This is a genomic window from Pseudomonas sp. FG1, assembly GCF_034313875.1.
Lineage (GTDB): Bacteria > Pseudomonadota > Gammaproteobacteria > Pseudomonadales > Pseudomonadaceae > Aquipseudomonas > Aquipseudomonas veronii.
Map to the genome: position 1 here is coordinate 5571523 of NZ_JAVIWP010000001.1, position 26703 is coordinate 5598225.

The following is a 26703-nucleotide window of genomic DNA, read 5'->3' on the forward strand; positions in this document are numbered from 1 at the left end:
GGAGTGTCAGTCACTGGAGGTATCGACTGACCCACCGTCATCGGGGGCAAGCCCCTCCCACATTTGATCTGCGATCATTCTCAGGATTGAGTCGGGATATTTTCCACCATCTTCTTGCCCATGCTGATCCTCGGCTCCACCCCGTACCCCAACGCCTCGTAGAACCCCACCACCGTGTCATTGCCGCCGGTGATCTGCAGGTTGATCTTCATACACCCCAAGGCGCTCAAGGCCTGCTCCGCGTGCCGCACCAGCGACGCACCCAGCCCTTGCCGGCGATAGTCGGCGCGCACCGCCACCGAATACAACCAACCACGATGCCCGTCGTACCCCGCCAGAACAGTACCGATCACGACGTTCTTATCCGTCGCCACGAAGAACAGCCCGTCATTGACCGCCAGCTTCTTATCGATCGCCAGGGTCGGCAGGTTGTGCGCGGTGTCATAACCAAAAGCGTCCTGCCACAACGTAACCACCTGCGCCCGGTGCAGACGGTCGCGGTAGACGCCGATGGGGTGACGCGACGACAGCGCTTTCTCCATCACCAACGTGCGCTCGTTGCCATGGTAGACGTCGCGCACGGTGTGAAAGCCCAATTTGGTATAGAACGACTCGGCGCTCAGCGAAGACGGCACGTTCAACACCGTCACCCCGGCCTCGCGGGCGCGCAATTCGATTTCGATCATCAGCAGCCGACCGATGCCCTGCCCTTGCAGCGCCGGGTTGACGAACACCGAGCGCACCACATTACCGTCAAGGGAAGCGGTGGCGACGATCACCTCGTCCTGAACCGCCACCAGCACCGACCGACGCCGGAGCAGTTCGAGCACCGCATCGGGTGTGAAGTTGCCCGCCACCCGGGCGATCACATCCGCCGGGTAATCCCGCGCATTACTGCTGTGCAAGGCGGCGAGGATGACCCGGCTGATCCCATCTGCATCGGCGGCCTGGGCAATACGAACGGCGATAGACATGCACTCTCCTTCCTGACTCGGATACCACAACCACCCCCATACTAATGTGGGAGCTGGCTTGCCTGCGATAGCGCTCCGTCAGCCAACCTATCCGCCACCGCTTGATCGCATTCCAGCCCGCACAGCCGATTCGGCTGCCACACCCCACTTTTCAGCTTTCCCGGCTGAGCGCCGCCTCGGTTTCAGCCGGGATTCCTCCGTCAGCCCGCACAAAATAGCTCCACTGCTCAACCCATGGATTCGTGCCCCCATGCAAACCACCAACACCGTCTTGATGATTCGCCCGGCGCGCTTTGCCTTCAACCCGGACACCCCTGCTCAACCAGTTCTTCCGCAACGCGTTGAACTGCACGCTGCTGGCGTTCGTCCTCAACACCTGTGCCTACACCGTGGAAATCTTCGCCGGGGCGATCCGCAACATTCCCCATGGCGAAATCGAAGCGGTACGCGCCTATGGCCTGCACGGCTGGCGACTGAACCTGTTTGTGGTGGTGCCCGCCGCGCTGCGCCGTGCGTTGCCGGCCTACAGCAATGAAATGATCCTGATGCTGCACGCCACGTCGCTGGCGTTTACCGCCACCGTCGCCGACATCCTCAAGGTGGCCCGCGATGCGAATGCCGAGACGTTCCTGACGTTCCAGGCCTTCGGTATCGCCGCGCTGCTCTACATGCTGCTGTCCTTTGCACTGGTGGGCCTGTTTCGACTGGCCGAACGTCGCTGGATGCGTTTTCTTGTTCCTACCCGAGGCTAACCCATGAATCAGTCCGCGCAGGCCCTGGCCACTTATCCCGTCGATACACTCGCAGACCCTATCGCCAAGGCGGCGACGGCGGCGGTCAAACTGCAAGTCGAAGGCATCCACAAACGCTACGGCGAACATGAAGTGCTCAAGGGCGTTTCCCTCAACGCACGCAACGGCGATGTGATCAGCCTGATCGGCGCCAGCGGCTCGGGCAAAAGCACGATGCTGCGCTGCATCAACTTTCTCGAACAGCCGGACGCCGGGGTCATCACCCTGGACGGCATCAGCATCGAAATGCGCCAGGGCCGCGCCGGCACCCGCGCACCGCACCAGGCGCAACTGCAGAACCTGCGCACACGCCTGGCCATGGTGTTCCAGCATTTCAACCTGTGGAGCCACATGACCGTGCTGGAAAACATCACCATGGCCCCGCGTCGGGTGTTGGGCGTGAGTGCGGCCGAGGCGGAACGACGTGCGCGGCTGTACCTGGACAAGGTCGGCTTGCCGGGCCGGGTGGCGGATCAATACCCGGCGTTTCTGTCCGGCGGCCAGCAGCAGCGCGTCGCCATCGCCCGCGCCTTGGCGATGGAACCGGAAATCATTCTGTTCGACGAACCGACCTCCGCCTTGGACCCTGAGCTTGTAGGAGAAGTCCTCAAAGTCATACAGACGTTGGCTGAGGAAGGTCGTACCATGTTGATGGTCACCCACAAAATGGGCTTTGCCCGCCAGGTGTCCAGCCAAGTGCTGTTTTTGCACCAGGGCCGCGTCGAAGAACAAGGCGGTGCCGAAATTCTCGACCATCCCAACAGCGAACGCTTGCAGCAATTTCTTTCCAACCGCTTGAAGTGAAACCCATGGATACCAAGGCCAACGGACCCCATTCCTCCCCTGCGCTGGATCGCATCGATGAGGCGATCATCGACGTGCTGCGGCATCAGGGGCGTATCACCTACGAGAAGCTCTCGTCGCTGGTGCATCTGACCCCCAGGCCGTGCCTGGAACGGGTGCGCAAGCTCGAACGGCGCGGGGTGATCCGCGGGTACGGGGCGATCATCGACGTGCAGATGGTCTCACCGGGGCTGTCGCTGCTGGTGCTGGTGGCCTTGTCCAACCAGAGCGGGCGCTCGGCGCAAAAGGCCTTCGAAGCCTGCGTCAAATCCTGCCCGCAGGTGTTCGAATGCCAGTTGATCAGCGGGCCGTTCGACTACAGCCTGCGCATGCGTTGCCGGGATATGGAACATTACCGGGTGCTGACGGAGACCTGGTTGAACAACGATGAGTTGCACATCGACAAATTGGTGGCCCACCCCGAACTCGCGGTAGTCAAAAACACCGCCACCGAACTGGCCTGATCCCCAGACACCAAAGATCAAATGTGGATCAGATAGGGCTCATTCTGCTCTTGGGCGCGGCCTTATAGCCGACCACATCCTGGAAGCCGAATGCGGTCAAGAGTGTGGGAGGGGGCTTGCCCCCGATTACAATCTGCCAGCTACAAATTAGTTGACTGATACACCGCCATCGGGGGCAAGCCCCCTCCCACATTTGGATCTCCGTGGATCAGATAGGGCTCATTCTGCTCTTGGGCGCGGCCTTATAGCCGACCACATCCTGGAAGCCGAACGCGGTCAAGAGTGTGGAAGGGGGCTTGCCCCCGATTGCAATCTGTCAGCTACAAATTAGTTGACTGATACACCGCCATCGGGGGCAAGCCCCCTCCCCCATTTGGATCTCCGTGGATCAGATAGGGCTCATTCTGCTCTTGGGCGCGGCCTTATAGCCGACCACATCCTGGAAGCCGAACGCGGTCAAGAGTGTGGGAGGGGGCTTGCCCCCGATTGCAATCTGCCAGCTACCAATTAGTTGACTGACACACCGCCATCGGGGGCAAGCCCCCTCCCACATTTGGATCTCCGTGGATCAGATAGGGCTCATTCTGCTCTTGGCCGCGGCCTTATTAGCCGACCACATCCTGGAAGCCGAACGCGGTCAAGAGTGTGGGAGGGGGCTTGCCCCCGATTGCAATCTGCCAGCTACAAATTAGTTGACTGATACACCGCCATCGGGGGCAAGCCCCCTCCCCCATTTGGATCTCCGTGGATCAGATAGGGCTCATTCTGCTCTTGGCCGCGGCCTTATAGCCGACCACATCCTGGAAGCCGAACGCGGTCAAGAGTGTGGGAGGGGGCTTGCCCCCGATTGCAATCTGTCAGCTACAAATTAGTTGACTGATACACCGCCATCGGGGGCAAGCCCCCTCCCACATTTGGATCTCCGTGGATCAGATAGGGCTCATTCTGCTCTTGGGCGCGGCCTTATAGCCGACCACATCCTGGAAGCCGAACGCGGTCAAGAGTGTGGGAGGGGGCTTGCCCCCGATTGCAATCTGCCAGCTACCAATTAGTTGACTGACACACCGCCATCGGGGGCAAGCCCCCTCCCACATTTGGATCTCCGTGGATCAGATAGGGCTCATTCTGCTCTTGGCCGCGGCCTTATTAGCCGACCACATCCTGGAAGCCGAACGCGGTCAAGAGTGTGGGAGGGGGCTTGCCCCCGATTGCAATCTGCCAGCTACCAATTAGTTGACTGACACACCGCCATCGGGGGCAAGCCCCCTCCCACATTTGGATCTCCGTGGATCAGATAGGGCTCATTCTGCTCTTGGCCGCGGCCTTATTAGCCGACCACATCCTGGAAGCCGAACGCGGTCAAGAGTGTGGGAGGGGGCTTGCCCCCGATTGCAATCTGCCAGCTACCAATTAGTTGACTGATACACCGCCATCGGGGGCAAGCCCCCTCCCCCATTTGGATCTCCGTGGATCAGATAGGGCTCATTCTGCTCTTGGCCGCGGCCTTATAGCCGACCACATCCTGGAAGCCGAACGCGGTCAAGAGTGTGGGAGGGGGCTTGCCCCCGATTGCAATCTGCCAGCTACCAATTAGTTGACTGATACACCGCCATCGGGGGCAAGCCCCCTCCCCCATTTGGATCTCCGTGGATCAGATAGGGCTCATTCTGCTCTTGGGCGCGGCCTTATAGCCGACCACATCCTGGAAGCCGAACGCGGTCAAGAGTGTGGGAGGGGGCTTGCCCCCGATTGCAATCTGCCAGCTACCAATTAGTTGACTGATACACCGCCATCGGGGGCAAGCCCCCTCCCCCATTTGGATCTCCGTGGATCAGATAGGGCTCATTCTGCTCTTGGGCGCGGCCTTATAGCCGACCACATCCTGGAAGCCGAACGCGGTCAAGAGTGTGGGAGGGGGCTTGCCCCCGATTGCAATCTGCCAGCTACAAATTAGTTGACTGACACACCGCCATCGGGGGCAAGCCCCCTCCCACATTTGGATCTCCGTGGATCAGATAGGGCTCATTCTGCTCTTGGCCGCGGCCTTATAGCCGACCACATCCTGGAAACCGAACGCGGTCGAGATTGTGGGAGGGGGCTTGCCCCCGATTGCAATCTGCCAGCTACCAATTAGTTGACTGATACACCGCCATCGGGGGCAAGCCCCCTCCCCCATTTGGATCTCCGTGGATCAGATAGGGCTCATTCTGCTCTTGGGCGCGGCCTTATAGCCGACCACATCCTGGAAGCCGAACGCGGTCAAGAGTGTGGGAGGGGGCTTGCCCCCGATTGCAATCTGTCAGCTACAAATTAGTTGACCGATACACCGCCATCGGGGGCAAGCCCCCTCCCACATTTGGATCTCCGTGGATCAGATAGGGCTCATTCTGCTCTTGGCCGCGGCCTTATAGCCGACCACATCCTGGAGGCCGAACGCGGTCAAGAGTGTGGGAGGGGGCTTGCCCCCGATTGCAATCTGTCAGCTACAAATTAGTTGACTGATACACCGCCATCGGGGCAAGCCCCCTCCCCCATTTGGATCTCCGTGGATCAGATAGGGCTCATTCTACTCTTGGGCGCGGCCTTATAGCCGACCACATCCTGGAAGCCGAACGCGGTCAAGAGTGTGGGAGGGGGCTTGCCCCCGATTGCAATCTGCCAGCTACAAATTAGTTGACTGATACACCGCCATCGGGGGCAAGCCCCCTCCCCCATTTGGATCTCCGTGGATCAGATAGGGCTCATTCTGCTCTTGGGCGCGGCCTTATAGCCGACCACATCCTGGAAGCCGAATGCGGTCGAGAGTGTGGGAGGGGGCTTGCCCCCGATTGCAATCTGCCAGCTACAAATTAGTTGACTGACACACCGCCATCGGGGGCAAGCCCCCTCCCACATTTTCTACCCCGCCTCCAAAAGTCGCTACAAGCGTTCATCAGCTCGCCGTAGCAAGCAGCAAATCCTGCACCGAACGCCCCTGCCCACGGTGGCGATCATGCGCGTACAACGATGCGGCAATCTCATCCGCCCGGATCGGCAGCACCGACAGCAAGGTATCGCTCAACCCATGGCTAGCCTGGCTGAAACCCTGGATGTAGATGCCGGCCTTGCACCGCTCATCCGTCACGATGCGGTAGTCGCGGCTGACTTCGAAATCGCTCATATAGGCCTGCAGCGGCGCCAGCAACTCGCGGTGCATCTGGCGCTCGTAGCCGGTGGCCAGGATCACCGCGTCGTAATGGCTGACGCTGGTTTCGCCGCTGGCGTTATTGCGCAGGGTCAACTCGATGCCCAACGGGCCGGCGCTGACGTTCTCGACCACGGTCATGGTGCGGAAGGCCTGGCGCGCGGTGCCGGAGACTTTCTGGCGATAGAAGATGCCATAGATGCGCTCGATCAACTCCAGGTCGACCACCGAATAGTTGGTGTTCTGGTACTCGGCGATCAGCCGCTCACGCTCGGCGCCGACCTGCTGGAACACCAGGTCGGTAAAGGCCGGCGAAAACACTTCGTTGACGAACGGGCTGTCATCCGCCGGCTTCAGCGCCGAGCCGCGGAGGATCATATCGACTTGTACCGCCGGGAAGCCGTCGTTCAAATCGATGAACGCTTCGGCCGCGCTCTGGCCGCCGCCGATCACCGCAATACGCATCGCCTTGCCCTGCACGCAAGGCTGCCGGGCCATGCGCGCCAGGTACTGGGAATGGTGGAACACGCGGGGGTCATCCCTGAACGCCTTGAACACGTCGGGCACGCGCGGCGTGCCGCCAGCGCTGACCACCACCGAACGGGTGGTGCGGACATGCTGTTCACCCAACGCATCGCGGGAAATCACGCGCAGTGCTTCAACCTGCTGCTGATGCAGGATCGGTTCGATGGCCAACACTTCCTCGCCGTAGCGGCTCTGGGCCTGGAATTGCCCGGCGACCCAGCGCAGGTAGTCGTTGAACTCCATGCGGCACGGATAGAACGTGCCGAGGTTGATGAAATCGACCAGACGGTTGTGGGCTTTCAGGTAGTTGACGAAGGAATACGGGCTGGTGGGGTTGCGCAGGGTCACCAAGTCCTTGAGGAACGAAATCTGCAGTTCGCTCTGGGTCACCAGGGTATTGCCGTGCCAACGGTAGTCGGCCTGCTTGTCGAGAAACAGCACGTCCAGTTTGCCCTGGGTCTTTTCGCGCTCCTGCAGGGCGATGGCCAGCGCCAGGTTCGAAGGGCCGAAACCGATACCGATCAAGTCGTGAACCGCGGGCGAAGCAATTGCCTGTGTCATTCCAGTGTCCTCTGGATAAGCCCCTTGGCGGTGGGGCGGGAATACCTTCACGACCTGCACAACAGGTCATGTGTTGATAGGAAACGAGGACAATGAATTAAAATTTAACCACTCGACGCTCAGGGTGCGTCCCACTCGCGCATCCGCACCCGGCAGTGCTTCATCGCATTGACGATGTGTTTTTCCACCAGGCTGCGGGAAATCCCCAGGCGCTCGGCAATCTGCGCGTGGGACAGGCCGTCGAGCTTGCGCAGCAGGAAGCTGTCGCGGCAGACCGCCGGCAACTCGGCCAAGGCGCGTTCGAGCATCTGCAGGCGCTGAGTGTGATCGTGGGTGGCGTGGGGCGAAGCGTTGGCGAAGCGCTCTTCGGCGTCCAGCACCTCCAGCGGCTCGACCTGACGCAAGGCGTTGCGTCGATGGCCGTCGATCACCAGGTTCAGCGCGGTACGGTACAAAAAGGCGCGGGGCTGGTCGATGGGGGTGTCACTGGCGCGTTCCAGCACCCGCACATAAGCGTCATGCACCACATCTTCGGCCACCTGACGGTTGCCCAGCTTGGCGTTGAGGAAACACACCAGCTCGCGATAGTAGTTTTCCAACATGACTCCCGACCACCTGACGGCGGTATTAGGTCCTTGAATGCTTAAAAAGACAGCCCATGAGTGATGGCAGTTTGGGTAAGTGCAATTTATAGTAATTCTCATCTACTTTTAAAGAAGACTTGCTTCAGCGGGCAATTTTTTTACTCGCCAGCACTGTAACTACTTGTGAAACAGCCTAAATCTTCGGGCCATGCTCTCGTTTAACTGTCAGCCCCCCGCAACTGCGGTCCGAACTTTCCTGGCTGGAACCAACCCATGAAACGCCCTCGACCTGCCCGACACGCCCTGCTGGTTGTGGCGTGCCTGATCCCTGTTATCGGCATCGCCGCCTGGCAATTGCAGCCGCCGGGGCGCGACAACCTGGCCACCGTTACCGTGACCCGCGGCAACATTGAAAACAGCGTCACCGCCCTGGGCACCCTGCAACCGCGACGCTATGTGGATGTGGGCGCCCAGGCGTCCGGGCAGATCCGCAAGATCCATGTCGAAGCCGGCGATCAGGTGCAGGAAGGCCAGTTGCTGGTAGAGATCGACCCCTCAACGCAAAAAGCCAAGCTCGACGCCAGCCGCTACGCCATCGAAAACCTCAAGGCCCAATTGCAGGAGCAGAAAGCCCAGCACGCACTGGCGCGCCAGAAGTACCAGCGCCAGCAGCGCCTGGCCGCCGGCAACGCGACCCGCGAAGAGGACGTGCAAACCGCCAAGTCCGAACTGAGCGCCACCCAGGCGCGGGTCGACATGTTCCAGGCGCAGATTCTCCAGGCCCAGGCCAGCCTGCGCAGGGACGAGGCGGAATTGGGCTATACGCGCATCTATGCGCCGATGACCGGCACCGTGGTGGCGGTGGACGCACGGGTCGGCCAGACCCTCAATGCCCAGCAGCAAACGCCGCTGATCCTGCGCATCGCCAAGTTGTCACCGATGACCGTGTGGGCCGAGGTCTCGGAAGCCGATATCGGCCACGTCAAACCCGGTATGAACGCCTATTTCACCACCCTCAGCGGCGGCAACCGCCGCTGGACCAGCAGCGTGCGGCAGATCCTGCCGATCCCGCCCAAGCCGCTGAACGAAACCCAGGGCAGCGGCAGCCCCAGCAGTTCGAACAAAAGCGGCAGCGGCCGCGTGGTGCTGTACACCGTGCTGCTGGACGTGGACAACAGCGACAACGCCTTGATGGCCGAAATGACCACCCAAGTGTTTTTCGTCGCCGGCCAGGTCAAGGATGCGCTCACCGCGCCGGTCGCCGCCCTGCAAGACAGCACCAGCGCCGACCGGCAGACCGCCCGCGTGGTCGCGGAGAACGGCCGCATCGAAGAGCGCGTCGTGCGCCTCGGCATCAGCGACCGCCTGCGCGTCGAAGTGTTGGAAGGCCTCAGCGAAGGCGATCACCTGCTGATCGGGCCGGGCGACGGCAGCGGGGGATTGAATTGAGCACGCCCCTGATCGAACTCAAGCACATCCGCAAATCCTACGGCGGCGGCGACAGCCCGCAGGTCGACGTATTGCGCGGCGTCGACCTGTCGATCCATGCCGGGGAATTCGTCGCCATCGTCGGCGCCTCGGGTTCCGGCAAATCCACGCTGATGAACATCCTCGGCTGCCTCGACCGCCCCACCGCCGGCGACTACCTGTTCGCCGGCGAAAACGTCGCGCACCTGGACAGCGACGCGCTGGCCTGGCTACGCCGCGAAGCCTTCGGCTTTGTGTTCCAGGGCTACCACTTGATCCCGTCGGCGTCGGCCCAGGAAAACGTCGAAATGCCGGCGATCTACGCCGGCATCAGCGCCGCCGAACGCCACGCCCGCGCCAGGGCCCTGCTCACGCGCCTGGGCCTGGCCGACCGCACTGGCAACCGTCCGCATCAACTGTCCGGCGGCCAGCAGCAACGGGTCTCCATCGCCCGCGCGCTGATGAACGGCGGGCATATCATCCTCGCCGACGAGCCCACCGGCGCCCTCGACAGCCACAGCGGCGCCGAGGTGATGCGCCTGCTCGACGAACTGGCCAGCCAGGGCCACGTGGTGATCCTGATCACCCACGACCGCGACGTGGCGGCGCGGGCCAACCGCATCATCGAAATTCGCGACGGCCTGATCATCAGCGACTCGGCGGACAGCACCCGCCACCGCCCGGCCAGCGCCGACAGCGCGGCGCTGCAAGCCGTCGACCTGCGCCAGCGCCTGGCCGAAGGCGCCGAGCACAACGGCGCGTGGAAGGCCGAACTGCTCGACGCCGTGCAGGCCGCCTGGCGCGTGATGTGGATCAACCGCTTCCGCACCGCCCTGACCCTGCTCGGGATCATCATCGGCGTGGCCTCGGTGGTGGTGATGCTGGCGGTGGGTGAAGGCAGCAAGCGCCAGGTCATGGCACAGATGGGCGCATTCGGTTCCAACATCCTCTACCTCAGCGGCTCCTCGCCCAACCCGCGCACGCCGCTGGGCATCGTGACCCTCAACGATGTCGCGGCATTGGCGACGCTGCCGCAGATCAAGCGGATCATGCCGGTCAACGGCAGCGACGCCGGCATCCGCTACGGCAACCTGGATTACCTGGCCTATGTGGGCGGCAACGACGTCAACTTTCCGCAGATCTTCAACTGGCCGGTGGTCGAGGGCAGTTACTTCACCGAAGCCGACGAGCGCGCCGGTGCCACGGTCGCGGTGATCGGCCACCGCATCCGCGAGAAACTGTTCAAGCAGGTCAGCCCGATCGGCCAATACATCCTCATCGAAAACGTGCCTTTCCAGGTGATCGGCGTGCTCGCGGAAAAGGGCTCCAGCTCCGGCAATAAAGACAGCGACGACCGCGTGGCCATTCCCTACACCGCCGCCAGCGTGCGCCTGTTCGGCACGTACAACCCCGAATACGTGGTGATTGCCGCCGCCGATGCGCGCAAGGTACGGGAAGCTGAACACGCCATCGACCAACTGATGCTGCGCCTGCATAACGGCAAGCGTGACTACCAACTGACCAACAACGCGGCAATGATCCAGGCCGAGGCGCGCACACAAAACACGCTGTCGCTGATGCTCGGTTCGATCGCCGCGATTTCGCTGCTGGTGGGCGGCATCGGGGTGATGAACATCATGTTGATGACCGTGCGCGAACGCACCCGCGAAATCGGTATCCGCATGGCCACGGGCGCGCGCCAGCGCGACATCCTGCGCCAGTTCCTGACCGAGGCGCTGATGCTCTCGGTGGTTGGCGGTCTGTGCGGTATCGGCCTGGCGCTGCTGGTCGGCGGCGTGCTGATGCTGGCCAAGGTCGCGGTGCAGTTTTCCCTGGTGGCGGTGCTCGGCGCGTTTGGCTGCGCACTGGTCACCGGCGTCGTATTCGGCTTTATGCCGGCCCGTAAAGCTGCCCGGCTCGATCCGGTTAAGGCGTTGACCAGTGAATAAACGATCCCCCGCCCTCCCTGTGTGCGTACTCGGCCTGTGCCTGCTGCTCAATGCCTGCGCCGCCAGCCTGCCCGCCGTCGACAGCGGCGTGGCAGCACCGACCGCCTGGCAGTACGCCGAGCGTGACGCCGCCCAACTCAACAACCAGCGCTGGTGGACGCAATTCGGCAGCCCGCAACTGAACCGCCTGATCGAACAGGCGCGCCGTGACAGTTTTGACGTGGCGGCCGCCGTCGCACGGGTGCGCCAGGCCCAAGCCACGGCAGTGATCGCCGGCGCACCGCTGTTGCCGGAAGTGAAGTTCAACCTGTCCACCAGCCATCAGAAGTTACTGCGCGGCCAGGGCGGGCCGGACCTGGACGCGACGCAAAGCAATGACACGGTCAACAGCTTCGGCGCCAACCTCAGCGCCAGTTATGAAGTGGATTTCTGGGGCGGCCGCACGGCCGCGCGGGACAGCGCCCTGCATAGCCTGCGGGCCAGCGCGTCGGACCAGGCCACCGTGGAACTGACCCTGCTCAGCAACGTCGCCGACCGCTACGCGCAAACCCTCGCCGCACGCCAGCGCGAGCAGATCGCCGAGTTGAACCTGGCGAATGCACGCAATGTGCTGGAACTGGTGCAGACCCGCTACGACGCCGGTTCCGCCACGGCCCTGGAACTGGCCCAGCAGCAAAGCCTGGTCGCCAGCCAGCAACGGCAATTGCCGCTGATTCAACAACTGGCGCAAGAGTCGCGGATCACCCTCGCCGCCCTCCTCGGCCAGCCGGTCCAGGCGCTGGACCTGGGCACCGAGCCCTTCCAGGCCCTCACCTGGCCGCGCATCGGCTCGGGCGTGCCCAGCCAACTGCTGAGCCGGCGCCCCGACCTGGCCAAGGCCGAAGCCGAACTGGCGGCGGCGCAAGCGGATGTTCGCGTCGCCCGCGCGGCCATGCTGCCTGCGGTGACGCTCGGCGCGACCTTCGGCTCCGACGCCGGCAAAGCCGTGGAGATCCTGCGCAGCCCGTATTACACGCTGACGGGCGGCCTGGTCGCACCGATCTTCAACAACGGCCGTTTAACCGCCGAACGGGACAAGGCCCGCGCGCGCCAGGACGAGCTGCTGCAGACCTATCGCGGGGCGATCATCAACGGTTTCGCCGATGTGGAAAAAGCCCTCAGCAACATCACGCGCCTGGACCAGCAGCGCCAATGGCAAACGCAAGAGCTGCAGGCGGCGCAGAACGCCTTGCGCATCGCCGAAAGCCGCTACCAGGCGGGAGCCGAAGACTGGCTGAGCGTGCTGGACAGCCAGCGCACCCTGTACACGGCCCAGGACCTGAATGTGCAACTGCGCTTGTCGCGCCTGCAAGCCAGTATCGCCTTGTACAAAGCCTTGGGCGGCGGCTGGGAATCCGACATCCGATAAACGAAAGTCGCATTTCGTACACTCGCCGTTTTGTCCTCCTACATTTTTCCCCCCACGGTCCTTGGTAAAAAAGTCGTCCCGAATGAGCAGCCACAACAGTGGCTTCTTTTTCTCACACGACAGGCCAGGATCGCTGATGAAACCCCTTCCAGCTGCAAGCGCAATCACCTACCGTTGCCTGGTGCTGGTCGCAGCCCTGGCGCCCACCGGCGCTTACGCTGAAACGCCGCGCTCGCCGTTCGGCATCGAATGGTTCCTGGACTGCCCGCAGCCGACGCTCGAACGCCTGGACCCGGAAGTCATCGAGCGCACCCAATGCGGCATCGTCACCGCGCCCCTGGACCATGGGGCGCCGGAGCGCGGTCGCATCAGCTTCGACATCACCCGTGTCGGCGCCAAACTGCCGCTGTCACGCCAGGGCGCGATATTCGCCAACCCGGGGGGCCCCGGGCTCGACGCCGGCGGCGCCTTCGCCGTACACCTGGCCACCGTCTGGAAGCACTACGCCCGGCAACCCGACTGGGGCGACACTTACCGCCAGTTGGCCGATACCTATGATGTGATCGAAGTCACCCCGCGGGGCCTGGGCCGGCTGCCGGGCTCACGCCTGGAGTGCCGCTCCGACGCGCGGATCGTGCCGCAAGCGGACGTCAGCGAAGACCGCAGCGCGGCCAACCTCGCCGCCGCGCGCCAGAATGCACGGTTGATCGCCCAAGCCTGCGCCAGCCACCCGCTGACGCCTTACATCACCACCGAGCAAACCGCCCGCGACCTGGAATTTGTGCGCAAGCAATTGGGCGAGTTGCAGTTCAACTACCTGGGCAACGCCTACGGCACCTGGCTCGGCGCCTGGTACGGCGGCCTGTTTCCGGCGAACGTGGGGCGCATGGTGCTCGACTCGAACATCAACTGGACCTCAACGTTCGAGCACGCCAGCGTGATCGTCGCCAGCGAAAAGGAGAAGATTTTCGAGCGCTTCGTGGCCCAGGCCGCCGCCCTCGACCCTGGTGTGTATCAGCTGGGCGACACGCCGGCCGCCGTGCGCCGTGTGTTCATGGAACTGCTGCCCAGCGTGCGTACCGCGCTGCGTTCCAGCAACCGTTTCTACAGCGACTCCGCCGGCCTGATGGGCGCCCACGTGCTCAGCCGCTGGCTGCGGGACACTCCCGACGGCGACGACCTGGCGCTGGAAACGCGTGCCCGCGCACACCGCTTCAGCCCCGACCCGGTGATCGAAGAGCGCGCCAAGTCGATGTTCAGCCTGCTGCTGCAACGCGTGCGCGAACCCTTGCAGGCCAACGTGCCCAAGCCCGGGCCGTTGCGCATGTCGGCCGCCGACTCGGTCAAAACCGCGATCCTGTGCAATGACTCGACCTACTCCAACGAAGACCTCTGGCAGCAGAAAGAAACCGAATCGCTCGCCAAGTACCCGGTCGCCGGCAGCGCCCTCGAGGCGCGCCAATGCACCACCTGGCCGCAACAACACAGCCGGGGCTTGCCGTACAAGGAACTCGCCCGGCTCGACAGTCTGCTGATGGTCCAGGCCGAATTCGACGACCAAACCCCGTCCACCGGCGCCGCCTGGGCCTTCGAGCGCACCTTCCCGGCGAGCCGCGTACAACTGAAGAACGCCTATGCCCACGGGGTTTCGTTCAGCGGCGTGAGTGCCTGTGTGAACCAGTGGGTGGGCGATTATCTGATGCATGGGAACAAACCGCCGCGCTCGACGGTGTGTACGGATGCCACTGTGCAATGAGTCTCCGTTTGCGACCTTTCCACACCAGAAACGACACCCTGCGTTGACGCTACGGCCCAATCGTTATTAAGTGCTATTTATCCGCATTAATACGATAAATAGACCCCATGCTCACTCGCCCGCTACGACGCAAACGCCAGAAGCTGTCCGACGTGATTGTCGAGTCGGTCAAGCGCTCCATCGTCACCGACGCCTTGAAGCCCGGCGACCGCCTGCCCACCGAGCGCGAGCTGATGGAAAGCTTCCAGTGCTCCAAGGGCTCGGCCCGCGAAGCGCTCAAGGCCCTGGAAGTCGAAGGCCTGGTCAGCACGCGCACCGGCCCGAGTGGCGGAGCCTACCTGAACCAGGCCGGCACCGAACCGGCCAGCCGCGCACTGCGCAACTACCTGCACTTCCAGCACCTGGATGGCGAGCAGGTGTACCAGTTGCGCAAGGTCATCGAAGTGGAACTGGCGGTGTCGGTGCTCGGGCGCCTGAGCGAAGACGACTACCAGGCCCTGCAGGCCAACGTGGATTTTTGCAGCGCGCCGGAAGACAGCGAGGCCGGCCAGCGCGAACAACGCCTGGCGGAACTGGAGTTCCACAACCTGCTCGCCAAGGCCTGCCCCAACCCGCTGCTGAGCTTTACGGCGCAATTTCTCAACGACCTGCTGCGCGACCTGGTGGTGCTGAAAAAAGCCTACAAGCCCAAGCGCAAGCAGTTCGACGCGGCCAACCTCGACTATCACAAGCAACTGTTGAGCGCCTTTCGCGCCGGCGATGAAAGCGCGGTGCGCAGCCTGATGCATGAACACATGTGCGACGCCGAACACCATATGACCGCGCTCGAAGGCCAGGTCAGCCCGCATTTTCTACTGGAGTTCGATCACTCTTAAGAACACCCCAGATCCAATGTGGGAGGGAGCTTGCTCCCGATGAGGCCGGCACAGTCACCGTTATATCGACTGACACACCGCTATCGGGAGCAAGTCAAATCGTCGCACCGCCCCTCCCACAGTTGACTGCATTCCAACCCGCACACTGCGTTACCCCAATAAAAAAATGCCTGCCCACAGGCCCTGCTCCACCGTATCGCCCTTGCCGCTCCTGCCAATAACTAAACCAGGGAGTCACCCCATGCAGCGTCGTACGTTATTGAAAGCCAGCCTCACCCTCGCTTCCGCCCTGAGCCTGCCGCTGAGCGTGCGCTCGGCATTCGCCGCCGAGCCTTTTACCTTTTACGGCCTCAAGTCCATGTCTGGCGCCTTTGCCAGTTATGGCAAGTTCGCCGACATGGGTTCGCGCCTGGCGGTGGCGCAGCACCCCGAGATTCTTGGGCGCCCGCTGAACTACAAGGTCATCGACACCGAAGGCAACGCGGGCAAGGCGGTGCGCAAGGTACAGGAAGCGATTGCGCAGGACGGCGCGCGGTTCTTCCAGGGCTGCACCCTGTCGTCGTCGGCGCTGGCGGTGGCCAAGGAAGTCGACAAGGCCGGCGGCGTGTTCATGACCCCGGTGGGTGCCGATGAGGTCACCGGCAAAGACTGCAACCACGCGACCTTCCGCTGGTCGGTGCCGACCTACGGCGCGATCCGCGAAACCCTGGTGCCGCTGATCAAGCTGCTGCCGGACGCCAAGCGCTGGTACACCATCACCCCGCAATACGTGTTCGGCGAAGCCTTGCTCGAAGGCGCCAAAAACGTGCTCAAGGAACATGGCCTGGAACACGTCGGCAACAGCTACCACTCGCTGCAGGAGCAGGAATTCTCCGGCTACCTGACCAACGCCATCGCCACCAAGCCCGACGTGCTGGTGCTGCTCAACTTCGGCAGCCAGTCGTCCAACACCCTGCGCCAGGCGGTCAACTTCGGCATCAAGGAGCGCATGAAAGTGCTGCTGGTGTGGTCTGCCGGCCTCGACCAGTTCCAGGAACTGGGCAGCGATGTGCTCGAAGGCGTGTACCTCGGCGCGCAGTACTGGCACCAGGTCGACAGCCCGCTCAACCGCGAACTGGTCAAGCTGACCCAGGCCAAGTACGGCATCAACCCCACTTACCCGCTGGCCGCCGACTACATCAGCACCAAGGTCATGCTGGACACCATCATCGCCACCGGCAGCTTCGACGGGCCGACCGTGGCCAAGGCCATGCAGGGTCTGAGTTTCGAGGGCCCCACCGGCAAGGAGTCGATCCGTGCCGGCGACCACCAGGTGATCAAGGATTACTACCTGCTGATCGGCAAGGCCGCCGCCGACATGGCCGACAAGGACGACCTGGCCAAAGTGCTCAGCGCCGGCCAGTCATTCCCGCCGGTCGAGGCCACGGGCTGCACGCTCGGCTGACCCCCTGACTATTTGCACCGCAGGGCCGCGCGAGCGGCTTCCTGCCGAGGGTTCCTGCATGCTCAATCTTTACCTGTTCCAGATACTCAATGGCCTTGGCCTGGGGATGATCTACTTTCTGATCGCGGTCGGGCTGACGATCATTTTCGGCCTGCTCAACTTCGTCAACTTCGCCCACGGCGCGTTCTTCCTGCTGGGCGCCTACATCTGCTACACCGCCGTGAGCCTCACCGGCAGCTTCTGGCTGGCGCTGCTGCTGGCACCGCTGGTGGTGGCCGCGCTGGCGTGGGTGATCGAGCGTTTGCTGATCCAGCGGATTTATCACTTGCCGCACATGTTCCAGATCCTGGTGACGCTGGGGATCGCGCTGATCATCCAGGAAGCCAGCGTGATGATCTGGGGCCCGGTGGGCAAAAGCGTCGCCGTGCCGGAACTGCTGCGCGGAGTGCTGGTGCTGGGCGATTTCGTCTATCCCTATTACCGCCTGTTCCTCATCGTATTTTCCGGGCTGGTGGGCCTGGGCCTGTGGCTGCTGCTGGAACGCACACGCTTCGGCGCACTGGTGCGCGCCGGCAGTGAGAGCACCGAAACCGTGTCGCTGCTGGGCACGAATATCTTCCGCCTGTTCTCCATGGCCTTTGCCCTCGGCGTCGGCCTGGCCGGCATGGCCGGCGTACTGTTCGCGCCGTTGCGCGGTGCCCAGCCCTTTGTCGGCCCGGAAATTCTCGGGATCGCCTTTGTGGTTGTCGTCATCGGCGGCATGGGCTCGTTCAGCGGTGCGCTGGTCGGCGGTTTGCTGGTGGGCGTGGTGCAAAGCCTGATGACCACACTCTGGCCCCAGGGTGCGAGCCTGATGATCTACGGCGCGATGGCCGTGGTGATTCTGGTCCGCCCCTACGGCCTGTTCGGGAGAGCCTGACATGAGCGAGAAAAATCCCCTGCCGTTCGCCAAGACCCAATCCAAAGCGATGTTGCTGTGGGTGCTGGCAGTGCTGATCGGCCTGCCGCTGGTCCTGCCCTCGGCGACCCTGGCCAGCGAAATCCTGATCTTTGCCATGGCCGCCCTGGCCTGCAACCTGTTGCTCGGCTACACCGGGCTGTTGTCGTTCGGCCAAGGCATCTTCTTTGGGGCCGGTGCGTACTGCGCGGCGCTGCTGATGATTCACCTGCAACTGGGTCTGTTCAGCGCGCTGCTCGGCGCCGCCGTGGCCGGCGGCTTTCTGGCGCTGCTGGTGGGTGCCCTGGCGATCCGCCGCACCGGTATCTACTTCGTCATGCTGACGCTCGCGTTCAGCCAGATGGCGTATTTCGTCGCCTACACCCTGAGCGACTGGACCGGCGGCGACAACGGCCTGCTCAGCGTGCCGCGCCCGGAGATCCGCATCGGCGACAGCGTGTTGCTGTCGTTGGCCGACGCCCGCGCGTTCTACGGTTTTGTCGCGGTGCTGTTCCTGCTGATCTTTATCGGCGCACGCCGCGTCATCGCCTCGCCGTTCGGCAGCACGCTGATGGCGATCCGCGAAAACGAAACCCGTGCCTCGGCCATCGGCTATGACACGCGCCACTTCAAGATCCTGGTGTTCGTGCTGTCCGGCGCGGTCACCGGGATTGCCGGGGCGCTGTACGCCATGTTGCTGCACTTTGTGCCGCTGTCGAATATCGACCTGGCGATGTCCGAGAACATCCTGATCATGACCATCGTCGGCGGCACCGGCTCGCTGTTCGGTTCGTTGCTGGGCGCCGGTTCCATCGTGCTGCTGGGGGATTTCCTCTCCGACCTGTGGCCGCGCTGGCTGATGTTGCTGGGGATGATCCTGATCCTGGTGGTGATCTTCATGCGCGGTGGTTTGTGGGGCGGCCTGGCGTCGCTGTTCGAGAAAGTACGCGGCCGCCGCAAGGCCGTCGTCGTCGCCAAGGAGCAAGGGCTATGAGCATCCTGTTGGAAACCAAAAACCTGGAGCTGGCCTATGGCGCGTTCCATGCGGTCAACGGCGTCAACCTGAAGGTCGCGGCCGGCACCATCCACACCATCATCGGCCCCAACGGCGCGGGCAAGACCAGCCTGTTCCATTGCCTGACCGGCGAACGCCAGGCCACCGCAGGGGCGATCCATTTCGACGGCCAGCCACTGATGCGCAAACCGGCCCACGCCCGCGTCGGCCTCGGTATGGCGCGTTCGTTCCAGCTCACCAGCCTGTTCCAGAACCTCAGCGTGCGCGAAAACCTGCGCCTGGCCGCCCAAGGTCGCGACGGTGCGCACGCCTTGAATTTCTGGCGTCGGGTCGAGAGCAAGCGCGAACACCTGGAGATGGCCGACCAGGTACTCGAACGCCTGCAACTCACAGCCCGCGCCGCGACCCTGGCCGGCGAGTTGTCCCATGGCCAGCAACGGGTGCTGGAGGTGGGCATGTCGATCTGTTCCAAGCCAAAACTGTTGATGCTCGACGAGCCCACCTCGGGCATGGGCATCGATGACATCCCGATCATGACTCAACTGATCAGCGACCTGGGCCGCGACCACACGGTGCTGCTGATCGAACACAACATGAGCATCGTCATGTCCATCAGCCAGCGCATCACGGTGATGAGCCACGGCCAGATCCTGGTGGAAGGCACGCCGGAGTTCGTGCGCGCCGATGAACGTGTGCGAACGGCTTATCTTGGGGAGGCTGCCTGATGCTGATCGTCGAGAATATCCATTCCTACTATGACAAGAGCCACGTGCTCGAAGGCGTGTCGCTGACCGTCAACCCCGGCGAACTGGTGACCCTGCTCGGCCGCAACGGCGCCGGCAAGACCACCACGCTGCGCAGCATCCTCGGCATCATCTGCCCGCGCCAGGGCCAGATCCACTTCAACGGCCAGGCGCTGGTGGGCCAGAAGATTTTTGAAATCGCACGCCAGGGGTTGGCGTTGGTGCCGGAGAACCGCGGGATCTTCCGCCTGCTCACCGTCGAGGAAAACCTGCGCATCGCCGCGCGCAAGAGCAGCCGCTGGCAACTCGAAGACGTCTACGGCATGTTCCCGCGCCTCAAGGAGCGACGCAAAAACGCCGGCCACGCGCTCTCCGGCGGCGAGCAACAGATGCTCGCCATCGCCCGCGCCCTGCTCAACGATCCCAAGCTGCTGATCCTCGACGAACCCACCGAAGGCCTGGCCCCGGTGATCGTCGACGAGTTGGTGAAGATCCTGCGCAAGGTCAAGGACGACGGCCTGCCGGTGCTGCTGGTGGAACAGAACCTGATGGTCTGCGACAAGCTCGCCGACCGCCATTACGTGCTCGAACAGGGCCGCGTGGTGTACGAGGGCAGCGCGCAAGCCTTCCGCGCCGACCCGACGATCAAGAACCGCTACCTGGCCCTGAGTGCCTGACCGGAGTTCGAAGATGAATAGCTTTGCACAACCGCTCCAGAGCAACGCCCCACTGATCAACCGCGACCGCCTGTGGCAATCGCTGATGGACCTGGCCCGACTCGGCGCCACCGTCAAAGGCGGCGTGTGCCGCCTGGCCCTCACCGACCTCGACCGCCAGGCCCGCGACCTGTTCGTGCAGTGGTGCGAGGCGGCCGGGTGCAGTGTCAGCGTCGACGCCATCGGCAATATTTTTGCCCGGCGCCCAGGGCGCAATCCAGCCCTGCCGCCGGTGATGACCGGCAGCCACATCGACACCCAGCCCACCGGCGGCAAGTTCGACGGTTGCTTCGGGGTGATGGCCGGCCTGGAAGTGATCCGCACCCTCAATGATTTGAAGATCGACACCGAAGCGCCGATCGAGGTGGTGGTATGGACCAATGAAGAAGGCTCCCGCTTCCCGCCGTGCATGATGGGGTCCGGGGTGTTCGCCGGGAAGTTCGACTTGCAGGACACCTTGGACAAGCAGGACGACCAGGGCCTGTCGGTGGGCGCCGAATTGCGGCGCATCGGTTACGCCGGTTCGCGTGCGGTGCTCGGCCATCCGGTCGGTGCGTATTTCGAGGCGCATATCGAACAAGGCCCGGTGCTGGAAGACCGCGCCACCACCATCGGCGTGGTGATGGGCTGCCTGGGCCAGAAGTGGTTCGACCTGACCCTCACCGGCGTCGAAGCCCACGCCGGCCCGACGCCGATGCACCTGCGCAAGGACGCCCTGGTCGGCGCCGCCGAGGTGGTCAGCGCGGTCAACCGCATCGCACATCAACAGCAACCCCACGCCTGCGGCACGGTTGGCTGCCTGAGCCTGCGCCCCGGCTCGCGCAATGTGATTCCGGGCCAGGTCCAGATGACCATCGACCTGCGCCATCTGCATGCCGACAAGCTGCAGGCCATGGTCGATGAAGTGCGCGGCGTGATCGAAGCCAGCGCTGCACGCCACGGCCTGACGTTCGAGTTGACCGCCACCGCCGACTTCCCGCCGCTGGACTTCCACCCGGCCTGCGTCAACGCCGTGCGCGACGCCGCCGACGCCTTGGGCCTGAGCCATATGGACATCGTCAGCGGCGCCGGGCACGACGCGATTTTCGTCGCCGAACTGGGCCCGGCCGGGATGATTTTTGTGCCATGCGAAGGCGGCATCAGCCACAACGAAATCGAGAACGCCGCACCGGATGATCTGGCGGCAGGTTGCGCAGTGTTGCTGCGCGCCATGGTCAATGCGGCACAGGGGGATCAAGCATGAGTGAGATCGGCCAACTGACGGCGGTGCAACTGCTGCAGCATTTTCGTGACAAGAGCTTGTCGCCGGTGGAAGTCACCGAAGACGCGCTGTTGCGCATCGAGCGCTATAACCCGCTGGTCAATGCCTATTGCCATGTCGATGCCGAGGGCGCACTCAACGCCGCACGCGCCTCGCAAGCGCGCTGGTTGAAAGGCGAACCCTGCGGCGCGCTGGATGGCGTACCGGCGTCGATCAAGGACCTCACGCTGACCCTCGGCATGCCCACGCGCAAGGGCTCGCGCACCTCTTCGGCCAAGGGCCCGTGGGACGTGGACGCGCCCTTCCCGGCGTTTATGCGCAAGGCCGGTGCGGTGCTGCTGGGCAAGACCACCACCCCGGAATTCGGCTGGAAAGGCGTCACCGACAACCCGCTGTACGGCATCGCCCGTAACCCGTGGGACACGCGCATGACCACCGGCGGTTCCTCCGGCGGCGCGGGCGCGGCGGCTGCGCTGAACCTGGGGGTGTTGCACCAAGGCAGCGATGCCGGCGGCTCGATCCGCATTCCCTGTGCGTTTACCGGCACCTTCGGGATCAAGCCGACCTTCGGCTATGTGCCGCAGTGGCCGGCCAGTTCGATGACGATCCTGTCGCACCTGGGGCCGATGACCCGCACCGTGGAAGACAGCGTCTTGATGCTGCAAACCGTCGCACAACCGGATGCGCGAGACGGCTTGATCGGCGCACCAAGGACCACGCCCTGGTTGTCGGAGACCGCGGACTTGAAGGGCCTGCGCATTGCCTACAGCCCCACCTTCGGCTACGTCGATGTTGATCCGCAGGTGGCCAAAGTGGTCGCCCAGGCTGTGGCCGGCCTGGTGCAGTTGGGCGCCCATGTCGAACAGATCGACCCGGGTTTCAGCGACCCGCAGGAGGTGTTCAACACCTTGTGGGCGGCCGGCGCGGCACGCCTGACCGGCCCGATGAGCGCGGCGCAAAAACAGCTGCTCGACCCCGGCCTGCTGCGTATCGCGCAACGCGGCGAGGGCCTGAGCCTGGACGATTTCAGCGCGGCCCTGGAAGCACGGGCAGCCCTGGTGGCGCGGATGGCGGCGTTCCATGAGCACTACGATGTGCTGGTGTCGCCGATGATGCCGATCACCGCGTTCGAGGCCGGGCACAACGTGCCGCCAGGCTCCGGAATGCACGAATGGATGGAGTGGACACCGTTCACCTACCCCTTCAACCTGACCCAGCAACCGGCAGCGTCGGTGCCGTGCGGGTTGGCGGCGAATGGCTTGCCGGTGGGGTTGCACGTGGTGGCGGCGCGGTTTGCCGATGAGACGGTGTTGCGGGTTTGCCAGGCATATGCAAAGGCATTCCCTACCGCCCCCCTGCCAGCCCCGATCACCAGACCAGCGTAGATCCAACCCAACGGTGGGAGGGGGCTTGCTCCCGATTGCAGTGTGTCAGTTGACTGATCGGGTTCTGGCACACCCCCATCGGGAGCAAGCCCCCTCCCACAGTTCTTGAGCGCATTCCACTACAATAGGCCCCCAATCATCCCCGGGGGCTTCATGGACATCGAACTGGCACGCACTTTCCTCGAAATCACCCGCTGCGGCAGCCTGGCCGCGGCGGCCGAGAAACTGCACGTCACCCAGACCGCCATCACCGCACGCGTGAAGAACCTCGAAAGCCAGCTGGACAGCACGCTGTTTGTGCGCAACCGCGCCGGTGCGCGACTGACCGCCGACGGCGAGGCCTTTGTGGTGTACGCCAACCAGCTGCTGCAAACCTGGGAAGCCGCGCGCCGCGACCTGCCATTGCCCGAGGGCTATCGCAATGTGCTGCATATCGGCGGTGAGGTCAGCCTGTGCAACCCGTTGATGCTCGGCTGGGCCCAGGCCTTGCGCGAACATATCCCAGGCTATGCGCTGCGCACGGAAATCCGTGAGGGCGAATACCTGCTGCGCCAATTGGAACTGGGTGTGCTCGACGCCGCGCTGGTGTTCCAGCCGCAGTACTGGCCAGGTTTGCAGGTGGAGCAGGTGCTGGAAGAAAAGCTGATCCTGGTGCAACTGGTGAGCAAGCCGGGCCCGTATGTGTACATCGACTGGGGCCCGGGGTTTCGCCAGCAGCATGACGCCGCGCTGCCCGACAAGGCCCGCGCCGCGCTGAGTTTCAACCTCGGGCCCTTGGCGCTGCAGTACATTCTGGAGAACGGCGGTGCCGGATATTTCCGTACCCGAGTGGTGCAAAGCTACCTCGACAGCGGCGTGATGCAACGCGCGCCCAAGGCGCCGGAGTTCAGCTTCCCGACGTTCCTGGTGTACTCACGGGCGCGGGATTCGGCCGTGTTGCAGCAGGCGCTGGAGTTGCTGCGCGGTGTGGTCAAGGCGGAAAGCGACTGGTCGCAACGCTGGGACCCGCTGATTTGAATGTTCACGCCTGAGCCCGTCCTATTACGGGCTCGCCTATTGGAGCAAAAACTCGCACATTCGCCACCGCCCGAGAGCATGGCACGCGTGCCGTTGAAACTGGCGCTGACGCCATAATGCAAAAAGGGCATACAGGCGCTCGGCCTGTATGCCCTGGGTACTACCGGTTTACTGCATCAGCTCTTGGTGCTGCTGAGCAGCGTCTGTTTGCACAAGTGGCCGAAGCTGACGTACTCGACATTGTCACCACCGACACCGATGCCCGGATACTCCAGTACTTCCATGCGCCACACGCCGTAGTTAAAGTCGCTGCGCCAGGTGTTTTTGTAGCCCTGGGCATAATCGACAAAGGTGGTCTGGAAATCACCGGAGCACGTGCCCACGTTGATCGTGCCGCTGGCTTGACCCGAGCTGTCGGTGGCTGCCGAGTAGGCCTTGTAGACGATATTGCCGGTGTCCGGGTTGATATGCTGATCGAGATACACAATCGGATGCAGCCCTACCAGCGGCGCACCGGTGCTGTCCGACAGGCCCATGGTCCAAGTCAGGTCGCGATAGGCTTGGGTGGTCATGTAGCCATAGCCCACATTGGAAGCGGAGAACGGGATGCGCAACACGTTCGCCTCGCCTTTTACATCAGGGCTGTTCACCCGCGGGCTGGAACCCAGCGACAGGTTGTATTTGCCCGTCGCGCTCCACGGTTCGTTCGGGTGCTGGTTCGGACGCACGCGCACCTTGACCACCCCTCCGACGCCAGGGCTCGGGATCGAGGTCGATAGCACATTCGCGCCCACGGTGACCCACTGCGCGCCATCGAAACGCTCCAGTATCCATTTGCCCCGCGCGCTGCCGCTGGCGGCGTCGGCAGTCAATGCGATCCCCACGCTCTGGCCACGTACTGCGGTGAAGTCGAAGTAATCAACGTCATCGAGACTGTCGGCATTGCCACTGATGTAGTTCAGCGTGTCAGGCAGTTTGAAGGCGGTGTCCGGCGTGTCATTGGGTTCGAAGGCGTCGAGGTTGGTATCGACCGCCACACCGAACTGAAAGCCCGACCCCTGGACCGCCGCGTTGGCTTCCATGAACCAGTAGTAATCACCGGCCGGCACCACGCCGCCAAGGCTCTCATCAGCGGTGCCCGGGTTATTGGAGGTGCCCAAGGGCAGCGGATTGCCCTGGCCGTCGTCCTGGAACAAGGTCAACGACATGTCGGTGCCCGCCGTCTGGCTGACCAGCAGAGCGTTGATCCGGGCCTTCTTCGGCAGGTTGAAGTGGTAGCACAGCAGGTCGCCGGTTTGCACGCCGGTGATCGTATAGAGCGCGTTGACATCCAGCGTGGTTTCACAGCCCTGAACCAGCGCCGCCTGCACTGCAGCAGCCTGTTTGGCAGTGGCTTTCTGTACTTGGGTGACGGGGGCCGGCGCGGTGTTGTCTTCCACCACCGAGTCGGCCTTGGCCTTCGCGGCGAATACCGCTTTCTTCGACTGAGCGCCTGCCCGCAGTTGCTGTTTCAGCGCCGTGGGAGCCTTGTTGGCGGCGATTTTTGCACTGGATTTCAACGCCTGTTTGACGCTGGGTTGAAGCGCTTGCGCAGCCAGGTGAGGGTATTGCTCGGCCAGGGCGAAGGCCGAAACGAAGCAGGAGGCCGCCATGGCTGCGCCCAGCATAAGGTTTTTTTTCGATTTCATTTTTTATCCATCCATAGTTAAAAACTGAAGGTCAGGTGACATCCGGTCACCTGGGATGGACTGTAGGATATTACTGTATGTATGTACAGTATTTTTTTGAAAAGAATGCAGTGCCTTTCAGATGATGATGTTGCACCACCTGCGCCAAACCGACCAAACCACCGTTGCGATGGTCCAAATGAACGCAAGGTAATAGGGCCACAACACCCAACGTTTGAGCGCTAAAGGAATAGACGCCAGTTCGGCTTCGGTCACAAGACCGGCTTTCACATGGCGTTTAGAGTCTGCAAGGTATTCAAAAATCAGCATCATGCGATATTGTCTGTCGATCCATTGGTTTCGTCGCCAAAAGCGCTTGTTGTTGCGAACTTCTTCATTTTCACTGAAGTAACTTTCCAACTCGTCGAGTTTTGTATATTCGGCAAATAGCATAAGTCCCAAGACGACAAACATTCCAAAAAACCAAACAATGGTATAGGCGAGAAAAAAATCCATGGTTAAGCCCCCTCTGGCTGGAATATCAAATCACCAATGAAGTTGGCGTCGAAATATAGGCAAGCGAATACTGTCCGGACACAAGCCCTAGGGGGCTCAATCACATTTAGGAAGTTGCCTACACAGAAGAAGATCGGCGCCTACAGAAAAGTGCTAATACCTGGTCATCTCCAGAGCCCTTAAACCTCACCGACCCTTCCAGTACGGAATACTCAGGTTCATCCAGGTGGCGGTGAGGACAGGTGAGCTACCATCGGTACCAAATTTCCCAAACGACTGATGCGATCAGCCAAATAAAAGAAAGACGATACGGCCACAGTGCCCAACGCTTGAGGGATATCGGGATTGAAGCCAGCTCTGCCTCAGTCACATCGCCCCTCTTTACATGCAGTTTGGGCATTCCTAACAATTGATTGATCAGGAGCATGCGCTGAAACCTGTCGATCCGCATATTTCTTCCCCAAAAACGTTTGTTATCGCAAACCAGCTTGTTTTCACTGAAGTAGCTTTCCAACACTTCGAGCTTTTTGCACTCTGCATATAACATCAGCCCCACGCCAACCAGAGCGCCTACACACAGCAAAATACTAAAGACGAGAAAAAAATCCATAGTCAGGCCCC

General features: G+C 62.5%; 21 protein-coding genes and 1 pseudogene. 16 read left to right on the forward strand and 6 right to left on the reverse strand.

Going from position 1 to position 26703, the window contains the following annotated elements:
* Positions 1 to 80: 80 nt before the first annotated feature.
* Positions 81 to 974: a GNAT family acetyltransferase gene (locus RGV59_RS25380; RefSeq protein ID WP_017847504.1), complete on the reverse strand. Its 894-nt coding sequence runs from the start codon at positions 972 to 974 to the stop codon at positions 81 to 83.
* Positions 975 to 1285: 311 nt separating this feature from the next.
* Here RGV59_RS25380 and RGV59_RS25385 point away from each other — a divergent pair.
* From RGV59_RS25385 to RGV59_RS25395, 3 genes and pseudogenes are all read left to right on the forward strand, one after another.
* Positions 1286 to 1726 (forward strand): annotated as a pseudogene (locus RGV59_RS25385) (ABC transporter permease subunit); the annotation flags it as partial.
* A gap of 3 nt (positions 1727 to 1729) precedes the next feature.
* The gene (locus RGV59_RS25390) at positions 1730 to 2569 is read left to right on the forward strand and encodes an ABC transporter ATP-binding protein (RefSeq protein WP_173677838.1); all 840 of its coding nucleotides are present in this window, start codon (positions 1730 to 1732) and stop codon (positions 2567 to 2569) included.
* Between the two features lie 5 nt (positions 2570 to 2574).
* Positions 2575 to 3072, forward strand: coding sequence for an Lrp/AsnC family transcriptional regulator (locus tag RGV59_RS25395; RefSeq protein ID WP_017847507.1), 498 nt, complete (start codon positions 2575 to 2577; stop codon positions 3070 to 3072).
* Positions 3073 to 6004: 2932 nt separating this feature from the next.
* Here RGV59_RS25395 and RGV59_RS25400 read toward each other — a convergent pair.
* Together RGV59_RS25400 and RGV59_RS25405 are read right to left on the reverse strand one after the other, a co-directional pair.
* Positions 6005 to 7342, reverse strand: a complete 1338-nt coding sequence (locus RGV59_RS25400; RefSeq protein WP_126587143.1) for a lysine N(6)-hydroxylase/L-ornithine N(5)-oxygenase family protein — start codon at positions 7340 to 7342, stop codon at positions 6005 to 6007.
* 119 nt (positions 7343 to 7461) lie between these two features.
* A complete protein-coding gene (locus RGV59_RS25405) occupies positions 7462 to 7944 on the reverse strand; it encodes a sigma-70 family RNA polymerase sigma factor (RefSeq protein ID WP_017847509.1) in 483 nt (160 codons plus the stop codon).
* Positions 7945 to 8199: 255 nt separating this feature from the next.
* Here RGV59_RS25405 and RGV59_RS25410 point away from each other — a divergent pair, with 255 nt between their 5' ends.
* The 13 genes from RGV59_RS25410 (at position 8200) to RGV59_RS25470 (ending at position 23899) form a co-directional block, all read left to right on the forward strand.
* On the forward strand, positions 8200 to 9375 hold the full coding sequence (locus RGV59_RS25410; RefSeq protein WP_102618600.1) for an efflux RND transporter periplasmic adaptor subunit: 1176 nt from the start codon (positions 8200 to 8202) through the stop codon (positions 9373 to 9375).
* Positions 9372 to 11342: a MacB family efflux pump subunit gene (locus tag RGV59_RS25415; RefSeq protein WP_126587141.1), complete on the forward strand. Its 1971-nt coding sequence runs from the start codon at positions 9372 to 9374 to the stop codon at positions 11340 to 11342. Before RGV59_RS25410 ends, RGV59_RS25415 begins: the two co-directional genes overlap by 4 nt.
* On the forward strand, positions 11335 to 12750 hold the full coding sequence (locus RGV59_RS25420) for an efflux transporter outer membrane subunit (RefSeq protein WP_126587139.1): 1416 nt from the start codon (positions 11335 to 11337) through the stop codon (positions 12748 to 12750). Before RGV59_RS25415 ends, RGV59_RS25420 begins: the two co-directional genes overlap by 8 nt.
* A gap of 136 nt (positions 12751 to 12886) precedes the next feature.
* On the forward strand, positions 12887 to 14506 hold the full coding sequence (locus RGV59_RS25425) for an alpha/beta fold hydrolase (protein WP_126587137.1): 1620 nt from the start codon (positions 12887 to 12889) through the stop codon (positions 14504 to 14506).
* Positions 14507 to 14613: 107 nt separating this feature from the next.
* Positions 14614 to 15381 (forward strand): FadR/GntR family transcriptional regulator, encoded by a 768-nt coding sequence (locus RGV59_RS25430; protein ID WP_046382795.1) that lies wholly within the window; start codon positions 14614 to 14616, stop codon positions 15379 to 15381.
* A 241-nt stretch (positions 15382 to 15622) separates the two neighbouring features.
* Positions 15623 to 16825, forward strand: coding sequence for an ABC transporter substrate-binding protein (locus RGV59_RS25435; protein WP_046382794.1), 1203 nt, complete (start codon positions 15623 to 15625; stop codon positions 16823 to 16825).
* Positions 16826 to 16883: 58 nt separating this feature from the next.
* Positions 16884 to 17744: a branched-chain amino acid ABC transporter permease gene (locus tag RGV59_RS25440; protein ID WP_126587135.1), complete on the forward strand. Its 861-nt coding sequence runs from the start codon at positions 16884 to 16886 to the stop codon at positions 17742 to 17744.
* 1 nt (position 17745) lies between these two features.
* The gene (locus RGV59_RS25445) at positions 17746 to 18756 is read left to right on the forward strand and encodes a branched-chain amino acid ABC transporter permease (RefSeq protein ID WP_017847517.1); all 1011 of its coding nucleotides are present in this window, start codon (positions 17746 to 17748) and stop codon (positions 18754 to 18756) included.
* On the forward strand, positions 18753 to 19502 hold the full coding sequence (locus tag RGV59_RS25450; RefSeq protein WP_126587133.1) for an ABC transporter ATP-binding protein: 750 nt from the start codon (positions 18753 to 18755) through the stop codon (positions 19500 to 19502). The genes RGV59_RS25445 and RGV59_RS25450 overlap by 4 nt, the downstream gene beginning before the upstream one ends.
* The gene (locus RGV59_RS25455; protein ID WP_017847519.1) at positions 19502 to 20197 is read left to right on the forward strand and encodes an ABC transporter ATP-binding protein; all 696 of its coding nucleotides are present in this window, start codon (positions 19502 to 19504) and stop codon (positions 20195 to 20197) included. Before RGV59_RS25450 ends, RGV59_RS25455 begins: the two co-directional genes overlap by 1 nt.
* A 13-nt stretch (positions 20198 to 20210) precedes the next feature.
* Entirely contained in the window at positions 20211 to 21479 is a 1269-nt protein-coding gene (locus tag RGV59_RS25460) for a Zn-dependent hydrolase (RefSeq protein ID WP_104902820.1), read from the forward strand.
* Positions 21476 to 22882: an amidase gene (locus RGV59_RS25465; protein WP_126587131.1), complete on the forward strand. Its 1407-nt coding sequence runs from the start codon at positions 21476 to 21478 to the stop codon at positions 22880 to 22882. Before RGV59_RS25460 ends, RGV59_RS25465 begins: the two co-directional genes overlap by 4 nt.
* Before the next feature lie 153 nt (positions 22883 to 23035).
* Positions 23036 to 23899, forward strand: coding sequence for a LysR family transcriptional regulator (locus RGV59_RS25470; RefSeq protein ID WP_017847522.1), 864 nt, complete (start codon positions 23036 to 23038; stop codon positions 23897 to 23899).
* A gap of 176 nt (positions 23900 to 24075) precedes the next feature.
* Here RGV59_RS25470 and RGV59_RS25475 read toward each other — a convergent pair whose 3' ends face one another.
* The 3 genes from RGV59_RS25475 to RGV59_RS25485 form a co-directional block, all read right to left on the reverse strand.
* Positions 24076 to 25587, reverse strand: a complete 1512-nt coding sequence (locus RGV59_RS25475) for a hypothetical protein (protein WP_017847523.1) — start codon at positions 25585 to 25587, stop codon at positions 24076 to 24078.
* A gap of 117 nt (positions 25588 to 25704) precedes the next feature.
* A complete protein-coding gene (locus RGV59_RS25480; protein ID WP_046490576.1) occupies positions 25705 to 26082 on the reverse strand; it encodes a hypothetical protein in 378 nt (125 codons plus the stop codon).
* 247 nt (positions 26083 to 26329) lie between these two features.
* On the reverse strand, positions 26330 to 26692 hold the full coding sequence (locus RGV59_RS25485; protein ID WP_046490578.1) for a hypothetical protein: 363 nt from the start codon (positions 26690 to 26692) through the stop codon (positions 26330 to 26332).
* Positions 26693 to 26703 lie beyond the last annotated feature (11 nt).

Coding starts and splice junctions, on each gene's coding strand:
- RGV59_RS25380 (WP_017847504.1), bottom strand. CDS start 974: ATGTCTATCGCCGTTCGTATTGCCCAGGCCGCCGATGCAGATGGGATC.
- RGV59_RS25390 (WP_173677838.1), top strand. CDS start 1,730: ATGAATCAGTCCGCGCAGGCCCTGGCCACTTATCCCGTCGATACACTC.
- RGV59_RS25395 (WP_017847507.1), top strand. CDS start 2,575: ATGGATACCAAGGCCAACGGACCCCATTCCTCCCCTGCGCTGGATCGC.
- RGV59_RS25400 (WP_126587143.1), bottom strand. CDS start 7,342: ATGACACAGGCAATTGCTTCGCCCGCGGTTCACGACTTGATCGGTATC.
- RGV59_RS25405 (WP_017847509.1), bottom strand. CDS start 7,944: ATGTTGGAAAACTACTATCGCGAGCTGGTGTGTTTCCTCAACGCCAAG.
- RGV59_RS25410 (WP_102618600.1), top strand. CDS start 8,200: ATGAAACGCCCTCGACCTGCCCGACACGCCCTGCTGGTTGTGGCGTGC.
- RGV59_RS25425 (WP_126587137.1), top strand. CDS start 12,887: ATGAAACCCCTTCCAGCTGCAAGCGCAATCACCTACCGTTGCCTGGTG.
- RGV59_RS25430 (WP_046382795.1), top strand. CDS start 14,614: ATGCTCACTCGCCCGCTACGACGCAAACGCCAGAAGCTGTCCGACGTG.
- RGV59_RS25435 (WP_046382794.1), top strand. CDS start 15,623: ATGCAGCGTCGTACGTTATTGAAAGCCAGCCTCACCCTCGCTTCCGCC.
- RGV59_RS25440 (WP_126587135.1), top strand. CDS start 16,884: ATGCTCAATCTTTACCTGTTCCAGATACTCAATGGCCTTGGCCTGGGG.
- RGV59_RS25445 (WP_017847517.1), top strand. CDS start 17,746: ATGAGCGAGAAAAATCCCCTGCCGTTCGCCAAGACCCAATCCAAAGCG.
- RGV59_RS25450 (WP_126587133.1), top strand. CDS start 18,753: ATGAGCATCCTGTTGGAAACCAAAAACCTGGAGCTGGCCTATGGCGCG.
- RGV59_RS25455 (WP_017847519.1), top strand. CDS start 19,502: ATGCTGATCGTCGAGAATATCCATTCCTACTATGACAAGAGCCACGTG.
- RGV59_RS25460 (WP_104902820.1), top strand. CDS start 20,211: ATGAATAGCTTTGCACAACCGCTCCAGAGCAACGCCCCACTGATCAAC.
- RGV59_RS25465 (WP_126587131.1), top strand. CDS start 21,476: ATGAGTGAGATCGGCCAACTGACGGCGGTGCAACTGCTGCAGCATTTT.
- RGV59_RS25470 (WP_017847522.1), top strand. CDS start 23,036: ATGGACATCGAACTGGCACGCACTTTCCTCGAAATCACCCGCTGCGGC.
- RGV59_RS25475 (WP_017847523.1), bottom strand. CDS start 25,587: ATGAAATCGAAAAAAAACCTTATGCTGGGCGCAGCCATGGCGGCCTCC.
- RGV59_RS25480 (WP_046490576.1), bottom strand. CDS start 26,082: ATGGATTTTTTTCTCGCCTATACCATTGTTTGGTTTTTTGGAATGTTT.
- RGV59_RS25485 (WP_046490578.1), bottom strand. CDS start 26,692: ATGGATTTTTTTCTCGTCTTTAGTATTTTGCTGTGTGTAGGCGCTCTG.